This window comes from Kribbella sp. NPDC104740, assembly GCF_055583505.1.
Map to the genome: position 1 here is coordinate 135,456 of NZ_JBVJNV010000011.1, position 13,075 is coordinate 148,530.

General features: G+C 70.9%; 13 protein-coding genes. 6 read left to right on the plus strand and 7 right to left on the minus strand.

All coding sequences use genetic code 11. The features are described 5' to 3' along the window. Positions 1-103: 103 nt before the first annotated feature. Positions 104-1,174: a glycoside hydrolase family 172 protein gene (locus ACZ6Z4_RS37395; RefSeq protein WP_465576684.1), complete on the plus strand. Its 1,071-nt coding sequence runs from the start codon at positions 104-106 to the stop codon at positions 1,172-1,174. Here the strand turns inward: ACZ6Z4_RS37395 and ACZ6Z4_RS37400 are convergent. Together ACZ6Z4_RS37400 and ACZ6Z4_RS37405 are read right to left on the minus strand one after the other, a co-directional pair. After that, positions 1,171-2,388: a glycoside hydrolase family 15 protein gene (locus ACZ6Z4_RS37400; RefSeq protein WP_465576687.1), complete on the minus strand. Its 1,218-nt coding sequence runs from the start codon at positions 2,386-2,388 to the stop codon at positions 1,171-1,173. The two genes, ACZ6Z4_RS37395 and ACZ6Z4_RS37400, sit on opposite strands and share 4 nt — an antisense overlap. 8 nt (positions 2,389-2,396) lie before the next feature. After that, positions 2,397-3,290 carry a DMT family transporter gene (locus tag ACZ6Z4_RS37405; protein WP_465576692.1) on the minus strand — a complete coding sequence of 298 codons (894 nt, stop codon included), beginning with the start codon at positions 3,288-3,290 and terminating at the stop codon, positions 2,397-2,399. 64 nt (positions 3,291-3,354) lie between these two features. Between ACZ6Z4_RS37405 and ACZ6Z4_RS37410 the strand changes: the two genes are divergently transcribed. The 5 genes from ACZ6Z4_RS37410 to ACZ6Z4_RS37430 all read left to right on the plus strand — a co-directional run bounded on the left by ACZ6Z4_RS37410 (position 3,355) and on the right by ACZ6Z4_RS37430 (position 7,372). Further along, on the plus strand, positions 3,355-3,684 hold the full coding sequence (locus ACZ6Z4_RS37410; RefSeq protein ID WP_465576697.1) for an ArsR/SmtB family transcription factor: 330 nt from the start codon (positions 3,355-3,357) through the stop codon (positions 3,682-3,684). Then, on the plus strand, positions 3,681-4,499 hold the full coding sequence (locus tag ACZ6Z4_RS37415; protein ID WP_465576701.1) for a VOC family protein: 819 nt from the start codon (positions 3,681-3,683) through the stop codon (positions 4,497-4,499). The genes ACZ6Z4_RS37410 and ACZ6Z4_RS37415 overlap by 4 nt, the downstream gene beginning before the upstream one ends. Beyond that, positions 4,499-5,227 carry an alpha/beta fold hydrolase gene (locus tag ACZ6Z4_RS37420; RefSeq protein ID WP_465576704.1) on the plus strand — a complete coding sequence of 243 codons (729 nt, stop codon included), beginning with the start codon at positions 4,499-4,501 and terminating at the stop codon, positions 5,225-5,227. Before ACZ6Z4_RS37415 ends, ACZ6Z4_RS37420 begins: the two co-directional genes overlap by 1 nt. 85 nt (positions 5,228-5,312) lie before the next feature. After that, positions 5,313-6,473 (plus strand): NAD(P)/FAD-dependent oxidoreductase, encoded by a 1,161-nt coding sequence (locus ACZ6Z4_RS37425; protein WP_465576707.1) that lies wholly within the window; start codon positions 5,313-5,315, stop codon positions 6,471-6,473. A gap of 14 nt (positions 6,474-6,487) precedes the next feature. Beyond that, positions 6,488-7,372 (plus strand): RNA polymerase sigma-70 factor, encoded by an 885-nt coding sequence (locus ACZ6Z4_RS37430; protein WP_465576710.1) that lies wholly within the window; start codon positions 6,488-6,490, stop codon positions 7,370-7,372. A gap of 102 nt (positions 7,373-7,474) precedes the next feature. On the opposite strand, the gene pknB is transcribed toward ACZ6Z4_RS37430, so the two are convergent. The 5 genes from pknB to thiO form a co-directional block, all read right to left on the minus strand. Then, complete coding sequence (pknB, locus tag ACZ6Z4_RS37435) at positions 7,475-9,505, minus strand: Stk1 family PASTA domain-containing Ser/Thr kinase (RefSeq protein ID WP_465576713.1); 2,031 nt, start codon at positions 9,503-9,505, stop codon at positions 7,475-7,477. 126 nt (positions 9,506-9,631) lie between these two features. Beyond that, positions 9,632-10,642, minus strand: a complete 1,011-nt coding sequence (locus ACZ6Z4_RS37440; protein WP_465576716.1) for a LysM peptidoglycan-binding domain-containing protein — start codon at positions 10,640-10,642, stop codon at positions 9,632-9,634. 208 nt (positions 10,643-10,850) lie between these two features. Beyond that, positions 10,851-11,627: a thiazole synthase gene (locus tag ACZ6Z4_RS37445; RefSeq protein WP_465576719.1), complete on the minus strand. Its 777-nt coding sequence runs from the start codon at positions 11,625-11,627 to the stop codon at positions 10,851-10,853. Between the two features lie 9 nt (positions 11,628-11,636). Further along, on the minus strand, positions 11,637-11,849 hold the full coding sequence (thiS, locus tag ACZ6Z4_RS37450; protein ID WP_363670995.1) for a sulfur carrier protein ThiS: 213 nt from the start codon (positions 11,847-11,849) through the stop codon (positions 11,637-11,639). Further along, positions 11,846-13,033: a glycine oxidase ThiO gene (gene thiO / locus ACZ6Z4_RS37455; protein ID WP_465576723.1), complete on the minus strand. Its 1,188-nt coding sequence runs from the start codon at positions 13,031-13,033 to the stop codon at positions 11,846-11,848. Before thiO ends, thiS begins: the two co-directional genes overlap by 4 nt. Positions 13,034-13,075: the final 42 nt, after the last annotated feature.

The window sequence follows — 13,075 nt, forward strand, 5'->3', positions numbered from 1 at the left end:
GACCGGATCGAGGGCCGATCTGCTGCGCCGACCGGGAAGAAAAGTGTTCCAGTCCGTGAGAAATCGATTTCTGATCGGTATCTCGGAGCCTAGGGTCGCGGGTATGACTCTTGGGAGCCTGGCCGGCATCAGTGCCGTGGTGGACGTTCAGAGCCGCTCGATCAGTGCGGAGAACCCGACCGGGGAGGTGGGGCAGGGTGGGCGGCGGACCGAGGGGACCGGGGCGCACGCGGCGCGCGATCTCGGGCAGGGGTGGAAGGTCTCGCCGTCGATCGAGATCGGGCCGGGGGAGACCGCGACGCTCGCGGACATCGCCGGGAGCGGGTGCATCACGCACATCTGGCTGACGACGCACCGGGACAACTGGCGGCGGCTGGTGCTGCGGTCGTACTGGGACGGCGACGCGGCGCCCGCGGTGGAGGCGCCGGTCGGCGACTTCTTCTGCTCGGGGTGGGGGCAGTTCGCGCAGGTGAACTCGCTGCCGGTCGCGGTGAACCCGAACGGTGGCTTCAACTGCTACTGGGAGATGCCGTTCCGCGAGCAGGCGCGGTTGACGATCGAGAACACCTCCGACGAGAAGGTGATCGTCTACTTCCAGGTCGACTACTGGCTCGGCGAGGTCGCGGAGGGGTCGGCGTACCTGCATGCGCAGTGGCGGCGGAGCAACCCGCTGCCCGCGCAGACCGTGCACACGCTGCTCGACGGCGTCGAGGGGCCGGGGCACTACGTCGGGACGTACGTCGCCTGGGGTGTGAACAGCTCGGGCTGGTGGGGTGAGGGCGAGGTCAAGTTCTACCTCGACGGCGAGGAGTGGCCGACGATCTGCGGCACCGGCACCGAGGACTACTTCGGCGGCGCCTGGAACTTCGACCTCGGGCCCGATCGCGGCGGCTACACGGAGTTCAGTACGCCGTACCTCGGGATGCCGCAGGTGATCCGGCCCGACGGGCAGTACGCGAGCCAGATGCGGTTCGGCATGTACCGCTTCCACCTGCCCGACCCGGTGCGCTTCCGTGAGTCGCTGAAGGTGGACGTGCAGGCGCTTGGCTGGCGCTCGGGCGGGCGGTACCTGCCGCTGCAGGACGACATCGCGTCGACGGCGTTCTTCTACTCGACCACGACCAGCACCGCTCGGCCGGACGCGCCGACGCACGACGTGATGGAGATCTGTTAAGGCATCGGAAGCGGCTTCTCCAGAGCCGCGACCGTCAGTACGACGACCGCTGACGTCCAGCCCAGGGGTGCTTCGCCGGCCGGCTGGACGTCGCGGTTGACCTTCTCCGGCAGGGCTCCGCTCGCCGTGCGGTGGGTGTCGAGCCAGGTCAGCAGCTTCTCGGCCGTCGGGCGATCGCCGCGGGCCGCCGCGCTCAGCGCGAACAGCGCGGTCTGCGGCGTCCACGCGACGCCGTCCGCACGCCACTGCTCGCCGGGGGTGACGCCGCCGTTGGGCTGGGTCAGCGCGTCCTGGGTGCGGGTGATCGCGCGGTCGATCTCCGGGTCGGCCGGCGCGAACGGCGGGCCGAGGACCGTGACGATCGCGTCGGCGCCGCCGTTGACGCCGATCCGCATGCCTTCGAGGGTGCTGACCGCGCGGGCCGGGGTGCGCGGGTAGCCGGGGCCGAAGTGCCTGGTGGTTGCCTTGGACAACGTGTCGAAGGCGGTCTGCCAGCGGTCGGCGTCGGCGGTGTTGCCGAGCTCGCGGGCGATCGCCGTCCCGGCGCGGAGCCCGGTGAGCAGCGGCGCGACGATGCCGAGAGTGACCTCGGACTCCGCGCGCTCCCAGTAGTCGGGGGAGGCGGCCGGGAGACCGTCAGCGCCGAGCTCGGCGACGATCTGGTCGGCCGACTCCTTCACCATCGGCCAGTACGCCGGGAGGTCGCGGTCGCAGAACCAGGTTGCCCAGAGCACCCATCCGGAGCCGTCGAGCTGGGGTTCGCGGCCGTCGGCGGGTACGCCGCCGGTCTCGGCGAAGTAGCGCGCTTCCCAGCGGCCGGTCTTCGGGCGTACCTGCTTCAAGAATCCCAGGACTTTGCTCGCCTGCGCGTACTGACCGACGGCGCAGCGGGCTGCCGCGACGAAGGAGGCGTCGCGGGGCCAGACGTAGCGCCAGGGGCCGTTGTTGCCGGCCAGCGTGGCGCCGTTGGGGAGGGTGAGGGCGTCCAGGTCGGCGAGCGCGTGCCGGACCAGCTCGGCGTACGGCGTACCGGCGGCGAGCGCCGGCCCACTGGTGGCCGGGGGCAACGGGCGGCCCGGGATGCCGTCGGCGACGAGCTGCGGTTGCGGGTTGCGGTCCACGTTCGAGACCCCGGCGCAGACCAGGACAGCGAGCAGCGCGGCGATCACCCCGGCGGGGAACCACCGGACCCTTCGCGCACTGTCGTCCCGCATGTCCGTCCCTACTGCGCGAGGTGCTGGACCTCGGCCTCGATCTTGCGGCGTGGTGCCAGTTCGACCAGGTACATCGCGGTCATCACCAGCGCACCGCCGATCAGCATCCGGGCGGTCACGCTCTCCGACCCGAACAGTACGGCGAACGCCGACGCGAACACCGGTTCCATCGTCATCGCGATCGCCGCGCGGGTCGGCGTCAGGTGCGCCTGCGCCCAGGTCTGCACGATCAGCGCCAGCGCGCCGGCGATCAGCGCCATGTAGACGACCCGGATCCAGTCGCCGCCGCCGGACGGCAGCGTGAACCCGCCGGGGATCGCGCCGATCGCGCAGACCACCGTGATCACGACCATCTGCAGCGCCGACAGGCCGAACGCGTTCGACGACGTCGACCAGGCGCCGAGGCCGATGATGTGCAGCGCGTACAGCCCGGCCGAGGCGAGTGTCAGCAGCTCGCCGGTACCGAGACTGAAGTCGCGTAGCGACAGGACGCCGAGCCCGACCGTCGCGAGCACGACCGCGACCCAGGCCCAGCGGCCGATCTTGTGCCGCAGGATGACCGCGGCCAGCAGCGGCGTGAACACGACGTACATGCCGGTGACGAAACCGGAGACGCTGGCCGAGGTGTGCCGCAGGCCCTCGGTCTGGACCAGCTGCGCGACGCCGTACGTGACGCCGAGCGCGACACCGCGGCCGCGGTCGAGCCGGCTGAGCCGGGCGATCGCGGGCGGATGGATCGCGATCAGCGCGACCGCGGCGATCAGGAAGCGCAGCGCCAGGTAGTCGGCGACGTCCATCCGGTCGAGCAGGTCCTTGGTCAGGAAGAACGTGGATCCCCAGGCGGCGGCGACCGCGAGCAGGGCGATCACGGCGATCCGCGGGTGATTCACGAGCGAAGTCAACCAGACACCTGACAGGGCGACCAAAACGCTTGAGATAGTTAACGAGGTGTGCAACTATTCACGCATGGTGAACGATCAGGTCGACCGGTTCTTCGAAGTGCTGGCGGACCCGACCCGGCGGCAGGTGGTCCAGTTGCTCGGTGAAGGCCCGCAGCGGGCCGGGCGACTGGCCGCCGCGACCGGCGTCTCGTCGCCCGCGATGAGCCGGCATCTGCGGATCCTGCTGTCCGCCGGGCTCGTCACCGACGAGCGGGTCGCCGAGGACGCCCGGGTGCGGGTCTTCCGGCTGCGGCCGGAGCCGGTGGTCGCCGTACAGGCATGGCTCGATCAGGTTCAGGCGCACTGGCAGGAGAATCTGGGCGCCTTCAAGACGCACATCGAGGGGAAGTCATGACCAAACAGTCCGCCACTGCGACCGTCGAGGTCGCCGCCGATCCGCTGACCGCTTTCGAGGTGTTCACCGCCGAGATCGACCTGTGGTGGGTGCGCGGGCCGATCAACTTCTTCGACTCCGCGCGAGCGGTCGAGATGCGGATCGAGCCCGGCGTCGGCGGCCGGATCCTGGAGATCTACCAGGCCGGCGCCGGCGGCGTCGTCGAGGACGCGCTCGAGCTCGGCCGGATCACGGTCTGGGAGCCGGGCGCCAAGCTGGGCTACCGCAGCTCGGTCGACGACACCGAGACGACGATCGCGTTCGAGGCCAGCGGCGCCGGGACCAAGGTCACCGTCGAGCAGGTGCTGCTGCCGGGCGGCAAGCAGGCCTTCTACATGTGGCCGAACGTCATCGTCTGGCTGCCCGCGTGGATCGACCGCCGCGACTCCGCGCCGCGGACCACCCGCGACCTCGACCGGATCAGCATGGCCTTGTACTACGAGGATCCGGCCGCCGCGGCGCGCTGGCTGAGCGACGTCTTCGGCCTCGACTCGTGGGACCGCGTCCCGGCCGAGGGCGAACGGGCCCCGTGGCTGGAGCTGCACATCGGGAACTCGGCGCTGATCCTGTTCAAGCTGAAGGACCGCGGCGCTCCGCGGCTCGATCACGGGCTGTGGGTGTACGTCGACGACCTCGACGCGCACTTCGCCCGGAGTACTGAGCAGGGCGCGAAGATCGTCTCCGAGATCCATCAGCACGGCTACCGGCGGTACGAGGTCCTGGATCTCGAAGGGCACCACTGGACGTTCGCGCAGGCCCGCCCGACGATGGCCTGATGCATTTCGAGGAGACCGGTCGCGGCGACGCCGTCCTGCTGCTGCCGGGCTGGGCCGGAAGCATCGCCGAGTTCGGCTGGTTGCGCGCCGAACTCAGCGATGGCTTCCGAGTCGTCGCGGCCGACCTCCCCGGATCAGGCAAGTCGCAGCCGCGCGACTACTCGGTGGACTTCTACACCGAGGACGCCCGCGCGTTCCTCGCCCTGCTCGACGAGTTGGAGATCAGTGCGGCCCACCTCGTCGGCTTCAGCGACGGCGGCGAGACCGCCCTGCTGATGGCCGCGCTCGATCCCGCGCGGGCGCTCTCGGTCGTCACCTGGGGTGCCGCCGGCCGCATCGTCGAGCCGGTCAACGGCCCGTCGTTCGACGAGCTGGAACGGCTGATCGACGACCCGGTCCCCGCGCTGCTCCCGCTCGCGGCGTACCTGGCGGAGGCGTACGGCGTACAGAACGCCCGCGCGATGGCCCGAAGCTGGGCGGCCGCGCTGCGAGGAATCGCCGCGCAGGGCGGCGAGGTCGCGCGGGCTCACGCGGCGAGCATCCGCTGCCCGGCGCTGCTGATCGCCGGGAGCGAGGACGTGTTCTGTCCGCCGGCGCTGGTCAAGGAAATGGCTGACGCGATGCCCGCCGCGCGGTTCGAGGAGTTCGAGGGCGCGGGGCACGACCTGCACCGATCGGCCGCCGGGCGGTTCCTCCGGACGCTGAACGACTGGCTCGGCGCGCACTAGAGACGTGATCCAGCTCACCCGATGTCACACCCGCCGCGCAGCCGGTGTCTGAAGGCCGAACCCACCAGGGAACGGAGACAGGACGATGACCGAAGCAGTGGTGATCGGCGGCGGGTACGCCGGAGTGATGGCGGCCAACCGGCTGACCAAGCGGGCCGATCTGAACGTGACGATGATCAACCCGCGGCCGGCCTTCGTCGAGCGGATCCGGCTGCACCAGCTGGTCGGCGGCTCCGACGACGCCGTCGTGGACTACGCGCACGTGCTGAGCAAGGGCGTCCGGCTCGTCGTCGACTCCGCCGACCGGATCGACCCCGCCGAGCGGACCGTCACGCTGGCGTCGGGAGCGACCGTCTCCTACGACTACCTCGTGTACGCCGTCGGCAGCGGCACCGACGACACGCAGGTGCCGGGGCTCGAGTTCGCCTACCGGCTCAACTCCCTGGAGGAGGCCGAGCGGCTGCGGCCGGTTGTCGACGGCGCGGAGGTCGTGACGGTGGTCGGCGCCGGGCCGGCCGGGATCGAGACCGCGGCCGAGCTGGCCGAGTCGGGACGGCTGGTGACGCTCGTCTGCGGCGGTGTCCTCGGCCCGTACCTGCATGCGAGCGGCCGGCGTACGGTCGCCGCGCGGCTGGAGAAGCTCGGCGTGAACGTTGTCGAAGGCCCCGGTACGACGGTGACCGCGGTGACCCGCGACGCCGTCCGGCTGGCCGACGGGCGGGAGCTGCCGAGCCCGCTGACGATCTGGGCCGCCGGGTTCGGCGTACCGGATCTGGCCGCGCGCAGCGGCCTGACCACCGACGCGATCGGGCGGCTGATCACCGACGAGACGCTGACCAGCGTCGACGACGACCGGATCGTCGCGGCCGGCGACTCGGCGGCGCCGTCGGACCTGCCGTTCCGGATGGGCTGCCAGTCGGCTGTCCAGCTCGGCCCGCAGGCGGCGCAGACCGTGCTGAGCCGGATCGCCGGGAAGAAGCCGGCCGACGCCGGAGTGGGCTTCGCCGGTCAGTGCATCAGCCTCGGCCGCGACGCGGGGATCTTCCAGTTCGCGCACCGCAACGACGTCGCGATCAGCCTGCACCTGCGCGGCCGGTTCGGCGCTCTGGTCAAGGAGCTTGTGTGCTGGAGCACGGTCTGGCAGCTGAGGACCGAGGGTCGCCTCCCCGGTGTGATGAAGTGGTGGACCAAGGACGGCAAGCGCCCGCAGCTGGTGCGCTCGGTCCGCGCCGCCAGCCAGGTGTGAGAGAGGAACGACCGATGACCGACCCGGCCACCGAGAGTTTCGTTGCCCATCGCAACCTGCTCTTCACCGTCGCGTACGAGATGCTCGGCTCGGCCGCCGATGCCGAGGACGTGCTGCAGGAGACCTGGCTGCGCTGGGTCGGCGTCGACCTCGAGCAGGTCCGCGACGAGCGGGCCTACCTGGTCCGGATCACCACCCGGCAGGCGCTGAACCGGCTGCGCACGATGAAGCGCCGCAAGGAGTCGTACGTCGGCCCGTGGCTGCCGGAACCGTTGCTGACGGCACCCGACGTCGCCGAGGACGTCGAGCTGGCCGAGAGCCTGTCGATGGCGCTGATGCTGGTGCTGGAGACGCTCGCGCCGACCGAGCGCGCGGTCTTCGTGCTGCGCGAGGTGTTCGGGATCGGGTACGACGAGATCGCGGCCGCGGTCGACAAGACGCCGGAGGCGGTGCGCCAGATCGCGTCCCGGGCCCGCAAGCACGTCGACGCCCGGCGGCCGCGGGAGGCGGTGTCGGCGAGCCAGACCCGGGTGGTGCTGGACCGGTTCCAGCGCGCGATCGCGACCGGGGATCTGCAGAGCCTGCTCGACGTGATGGCGCCGGACATCGTGCTGATCGGCGACGGTGGCGGCGTGAAGCAGGCGGCGCTGCGGCCGATCGTGGGGGCCGACCGGGTGATGCGGATGATCACCGGGGGACTGGGGAAGGTCGACGCGGTGCTCAGCGTCACGCCGACGGTGATCAACGGGACGCCGGCGTTGCTGGCCTGGCTCGACGACGAGCTGGACGGCGTGATGATGTTCCGGATCGAGGACGCGCTGGTCAGCGGGCTGTACTACGTGCGCAACCCGGAGAAGCTGTCCCGGCTGGACGCGGAGACGACGCTGACGCTCGGCTGAACCTCCGACGCCGGGACGCTCCGCCGTGGCCACGCCCCGCCGCCCCGCCGCCCCGCCGCGCGGACGCGCGGACGCGCGGACGACGTCGCGCGAGCCGGTGGCTCAGACGATCGTCACGATGATCGTCGTACCGGGCTGGGCCTGCTTGCCCGCGGCCGGGTTCTGCCCGGCGACCAGGTTCAGCCCGAGGTGGAACGGCGCCTGCTCGACCTTCACCTTGAAGCCCGCCTCGGTGAGGATCTTCTGCGCCTCGGCCAGCCCCTTGCGCCGCACGTTCGGGACCTCGACCAGCGGCGGGCCCTTCGACACCACGACCTGCACCTTGTCCTTCGCGAACAGCGTGCCGTTGTTCGGCGTCTGCGAGACCACCGACCCGGCGGGGACCTTCGGGTCGTAGGCGTCGGTGCGGTCGACGACGAACCCGGCCTTGCGCAGCGTCCGGCTCGCGTCCGCGATCGGCTTGCCGGTGGTGTCGGGCACGGTGATCGGCCGGCGGCCGAGGCTGACCCAGAGGTTGACCGTGTTCCCGGGCTTCATCACGGTGTCGAACTTCGGCAGGAACGTGATCACCCGCCCGGCCGGCACGGTCTCGTTGTAGTCGGTGGTGATCTTGCCGGTGACCAGCTTGATCGAGTCCAGTGCGCGCTTCGCGGCGTCCTCGTCGAGGCCCTTCAGCTGCGGGACGCGGTACCGCTCGGGGCCCTTGGAGACGGTCAGCCCGACCTCGCCCTCCTTGCGGATCCGGTCGCCGGGCGCCGGGCTGGTGCCCATCACCTGGCCGCGCGGGACCGACTCGGAGAAGTCCTGGTTGGCGATCGTCGTCGTCAGGCCGAGCTCGGTCGCCTTCGCCGATGCTTCGGCGGAGGTGAGGTTGAGCAGGAGCGGGGTCTCGGTGTAGCGGTGGATGCCGTAGTACCAGCCGGCTGTCCCGACGCCGATCGCGAGCGCGAGTACGGCGATGAGTGCGACGAGACCGTGACCCTTGCGGGGGACGGCCGGGGCAACGCGGGAGGCAGACTCCACCGGTACGACGATCGTGTCGTTGCGCCGGGCAGGATCCGGGCGACGCCCGGCCGCTGCGCGCCGCGGGTCGGCGTCGCGGCCGAGGCCGGGGATGGTCCGGCGGACCGACTCCACCCGGCGTACCGGGGTGTGCTCGACGTACCCGTTACCTCGCGTGTACCCGTCGTCGTCCCACTCGGTCTCCTCGCGGACCGCCTGCAGCGGGACCGTCAGATCGCCGGTCAGCTCCGGGTCGTCCGGCAGGCCTTCCTCCAGCGCGCTGCGTACCCGCCGGACCTGCCGGCTCAGCACCCGCGCATCAGCCGGACGCAGGTCGCGGTCGCGCGCGGTCGCCCGCTGCACCAACGCGTCGACGTACGGCGGAATGCCGGGCTCGAGCAGCGACGGCGCCGGGACGTCGGCGTGGACGTGCGCGTAGGCGACCTGGATCGGCGTCTCGCCGGTGTGCGGCTTGGCGCCGGTCAGCAGCTCGTACAGCAGGATGCCCGAGGAGTACACGTCGGACCGCGCGTCAGCGCTGCCGTCGGTGACCAGCTCGGGCGCGAGGTAGGAGACCGTGCCCATCAGCAGACCCTGCGTCGCGGTCTGCCCGGTCGTGGTGACCGCGCGGGCGAGCCCGAAGTCGGCGACCTTGACCGTGCCGTCGTGCGAGATCAGCACGTTCTCGGGCTTGATGTCGCGGTGCACGATGCCGGCGTCGTGGGCCGCGGACAGCGCGGACAGCACCGGCATCAGCAGGTCGAGCGCGCGGGCGGGGGAGAGCGGCCCGTGCTCGCGGATCACGTCACGCAGCGTCCGGCCCGGCACGTACTCCATCGCCAGGAACAGCGTGCCGCCGTCCTCGCCCTGGTCGAAGACCGCGACCACGTTCGGGTGCGACAGCTTCGCGGCGGCCCGCGCCTCGGCCACGAACCGGCGGCCGAACTCGGCGTCGTCACCCATCCCGAGATGCATCACCTTGAGCGCGACGACCCGGTCCAGCCGCATGTCGAGCGCCTCGTAGACGGTCGCCATCCCGCCCTTGGCCACGCGGGCACCGACGCGGTACCGCCCGTCGAGCACCCGCCCGACCAGGCGGTCGCCGACCTGGGTGTCTACGTCGTCCGTCACGTGCGGTGAGCCGCCTCTCGAAGCCTGTTTGCAATCAGAGTGTAAATAAGTGGCCCCAGCGCAGCTTTATCGCCGCGCCGGGGCCACTGTCGGTCACCCTTCGGAGCCGTCACTCCGGTGCTTGGATCAGGCCGGGTTCCAGCCGCTCTCGAGGCGGGTCTTGATCTGCAGCACGCTCTTCACGTACTGCTTGGTGTCGGCGTACATGCCGTTACGCCGGACGCCACCGAGACCCTGGTAGTAGCCGGCGACCGCGATGTCGAGCTTGGCCGCGCCGGTCAGCATCTCCAGTAGGACGACGCCCGCCGTGATGTTGTCCTGCGGCTTCAGCAGGTCGAGCTTGCGGCCGACGATGCCGGAGGCGTACCGCCCGGTGGACGGGATCACCTGCATCGCGCCGACTGCGTTGGCCGGCGAGACCACCCGCTGCTTCCAGCCCGACTCCTGCCAGGAGATCGCCAGCGCGAGCTCCGGGTCGACGCCGTACCGCTTCGAGGTGGCGATGATCATCGACCGGATCTGCGCGCGGTTCGGCAGCTTGCGGTTCTTCAGCGTGGCCCGGTTCCGGTCGGCGGCGTCGACGACGTGGTCGGCGTACTTGCGGCCGGCGAAGGTGTCGTTGCGCTTCTTCTTGGCCGGCGTTGCCTTCGGCACCGGAACCGGGACCAGGATCGCCTTGCCGACGAAGATCTTGTCGGTGCGCTTCATCGCGTTCACCGACAGCAGGTAGGCCTGGGTGACGTGGTACCGGCGAGCGATCCCGCCGATCGTGTCACCGCGCTTCACGACGTACTTGACCCGGCCGCGGCCGGCCGTCGTCTCGCGCGGCGCCTGCTTGGGCTGGCCGGGGAGCTGGAGCACCTCGCCGGCGTAGATCGCGTTGCCGTTACCGGGCAGCTCGTTGAGGGCGACCAGCGTCTTGACGGTGGTCCCGTACCGGGCCGCGATGTGACTCAGCGTGTCGCCCTGCTTGACCTTGTACTGGCCGAGCCCGGGTGATCCGGCGGTGATCACGCCGGCCGCGATCAGCGGCACCGCGATCCCGGTGAGGACCTTGACGACGGTACGCCGCCGGCCGCGCGGTGCGGGCTGGACGTCGTGCTCGGGCTCCGGCGCCGTTGCGCTCGTGTTGGTCATCATCCATCTCCCCGTGTCAACGTCCCTTGACCGTAAGTGGTGGTGCTGATGTGACAACAGGGACGGACGGGGCACGGGTTACGGCTGTTACGCAATGTTTACAGTTGACGCCTGAACTACATGGATGTGGTTCACAATCGACGCGCCGGTTGGGGTTTGCCGACAGGCCGATGCCCCCGGCAACTGGTGCCGGGGGCATCGACCTGCGCTAGAGCGCGGCGCGGCCGTCGAGCGGCGACGAGGCCTGGGCGGCGTGGTACCGGCGCGGGATCCGGCCGGCCCGCAGCGCGTTCCGCCCGGCGGTCACCGCGTCCCGCATCGCGGCGGCCATCAGGGCCGGCCGCTCGGCGCGGGTGACGGCGGTCGCCAGTAGCACAGCGTCACAACCGAGCTCCATCGCGAGGGTCGCGTCGGACGCCGTACCGATCCCGGCGTCGAGCACCACCGGGACGTTCGCGGCCTCGACGATCATGCTGATGTTGTGCGGGTTGCGGATGCCCAGCCCGGACCCGATCGGGGAACCGAGCGGCATCACCGCCGCGCAGCCGACCTGCTCCAGACGGCGGGCCAGGATCGGGTCGTCGTTGGTGTAGGCGAAGACGTGGAACCCGTCCGCTGCAAGGGTTTCCGCGGCGTCGAGCAGCTCGACCGGGTCCGGCAGCAGCGTGTGGTCGTCGGCAACGACCTCCAGCTTCACCAGGTCGGTCTCCAGCGCCTCGCGAGCCAGACGCGCGGTCAGCACGGCCTCACCGGCGGTGAAGCAGCCCGCGGTGTTCGGCAGGACGGCGATGTCGTGCTTACGCAGTACGTCGAGGACCGATCCCTGCTGGCTCGGGTCGAGCCGCCGCAGCGCGACCGTGGTCAGCTGCGTGCCCGACGCGATCAGCGCCTCTTCCAGTACTTCGAGGCTCGGCGCACCGCCGGTCCCCATCACCAACCGGGACGTGAACTCGCGCCCGGCGATCACCAGAGTGTCGTCACTCATCGTTCCTCCTCAACCGCCCTGGACCGCGGTGACGATCTCCACCCGGTCGCCCTCGGTCAGCGTCGTTCCGGACCACTCGGTCTTGGTGACCACCGCTTCGTTGACGGCCACCGCGACCCCGATCGGGCTGCGGGCCCAGCGGTCCACCACGTCGGCGACGGTCGTCCCGGCGTCGATCTGCTCGGCGGAGCCGTTCACCAGCACGTTCATGACCTCACTCACCCCATCACCTTAGGCACTGCAGCGGCGGCGCCGTGCGCCTGGTCGCCCCGTGAGAACCGGCTGGCCAGGAAGGGCTCGGCCAGCTCCGGCAGTACGCCGGTCCGAACGGTCTCCGCGATCACCTGCGCGGTGATCGGCGTCAGCAGTACGCCGTTGCGGTAGTGGCCGGTCGCCCAGAGCAGCCCGTCGAGCCCCGATGCGCCCAGGACGGGGGCATTGTCGGGCGTCGCGGGCCGCAGCCCGGCGACGGACTCGACCAGCTCCAGCTCGTCGGTGATCGGCAGCACCATTCGCGCGTCCCGCAGCAGCGCGAACACGCCACCGGCCAGGACCCTGGTGTCGTAGCCCAGCTCGGACGTCGTCGCGCCGACGACCAGCTCGCCGTCGGGGCGGGGGACCAGGTAGACGGAGAAGCCGCGGGCGGTCGCTCGTACGGTGTGCTGGAGGGCGGGACGGTACGCCTCGGGGACGCGGAGGCGGAGGATCTCGCCCTTCAGCGGCCGGACCGGCGGGCGGAGCTCGTCGGGGATGCCGTTCAGCTGCGCGGTCCAGGGACCGGCGGCGGCGATGATCTGGTCGGCGCGGAGGGTGTCGCCGTTGTCGAGCTCGACGCCAACCGCCTTCGACTTCTCGCACAGAATCCGGCTTACAGACTGCTTGATCAACCGCACACCGGACAGCTCGACCGCACGCAGCAAGGCGGCGACGGTCTGGCGGTTGTTGACCGAGTGGTCGTTGGGCACCCAGACCCCCGCGGTGACGCCCGCGGCCAGCAGGGGTTCGCGTTTGCGGGTCTCGCGGCCGGTCAGCTCCTCGACGTCCAGGCCCAGCCGGCGCTGGTACTCGGCGAGGCGGCGGATCGCGGCCGCGTCGTCGGCGTCGTACGCGACCGAGAGCGTGCCGGTCTTGTGCAGCCCGGCCGGGAGGCCGGTCGCAGCCTCCAGCTCCTCCGCGAACGCGGGCCAGGCGGCGTTGCTGGCCAGGTTGAGCGCGAGCAGCGCGTCCTCGCCGTACTCGACCTCGGTGACCGGGGCCAGCATCCCGGCCGCGACCGAAGATGTCCGAATGCCGGGTGTCGGATCACATACCGTCACCTGGATACCGTCTGCAGCCAACCGCCAGGCGGTGGACAGACCGATCAGTCCGCCGCCGATCAGCACGACCCCGGACCCTGAATCTGTCATGGAGCTAACAGTACGACGGTATACACATGGCACGCTTAGCCT

Excerpts from the sequence above, each read along its gene's own strand:
- ACZ6Z4_RS37395 (WP_465576684.1), top strand. The coding sequence starts at position 104 with ATGACTCTTGGGAGCCTGGCCGGCATCAGTGCCGTGGTGGACGTTCAG.
- ACZ6Z4_RS37400 (WP_465576687.1), bottom strand. The coding sequence starts at position 2,388 with ATGCGGGACGACAGTGCGCGAAGGGTCCGGTGGTTCCCCGCCGGGGTG.
- ACZ6Z4_RS37410 (WP_465576697.1), top strand. The coding sequence starts at position 3,355 with ATGGTGAACGATCAGGTCGACCGGTTCTTCGAAGTGCTGGCGGACCCG.
- ACZ6Z4_RS37415 (WP_465576701.1), top strand. The coding sequence starts at position 3,681 with ATGACCAAACAGTCCGCCACTGCGACCGTCGAGGTCGCCGCCGATCCG.
- ACZ6Z4_RS37420 (WP_465576704.1), top strand. The coding sequence starts at position 4,499 with ATGCATTTCGAGGAGACCGGTCGCGGCGACGCCGTCCTGCTGCTGCCG.
- ACZ6Z4_RS37425 (WP_465576707.1), top strand. The coding sequence starts at position 5,313 with ATGACCGAAGCAGTGGTGATCGGCGGCGGGTACGCCGGAGTGATGGCG.
- ACZ6Z4_RS37430 (WP_465576710.1), top strand. The coding sequence starts at position 6,488 with ATGACCGACCCGGCCACCGAGAGTTTCGTTGCCCATCGCAACCTGCTC.
- ACZ6Z4_RS37440 (WP_465576716.1), bottom strand. The coding sequence starts at position 10,642 with ATGACCAACACGAGCGCAACGGCGCCGGAGCCCGAGCACGACGTCCAG.
- ACZ6Z4_RS37445 (WP_465576719.1), bottom strand. The coding sequence starts at position 11,627 with ATGAGTGACGACACTCTGGTGATCGCCGGGCGCGAGTTCACGTCCCGG.
- thiO (WP_465576723.1), bottom strand. The coding sequence starts at position 13,033 with ATGACAGATTCAGGGTCCGGGGTCGTGCTGATCGGCGGCGGACTGATC.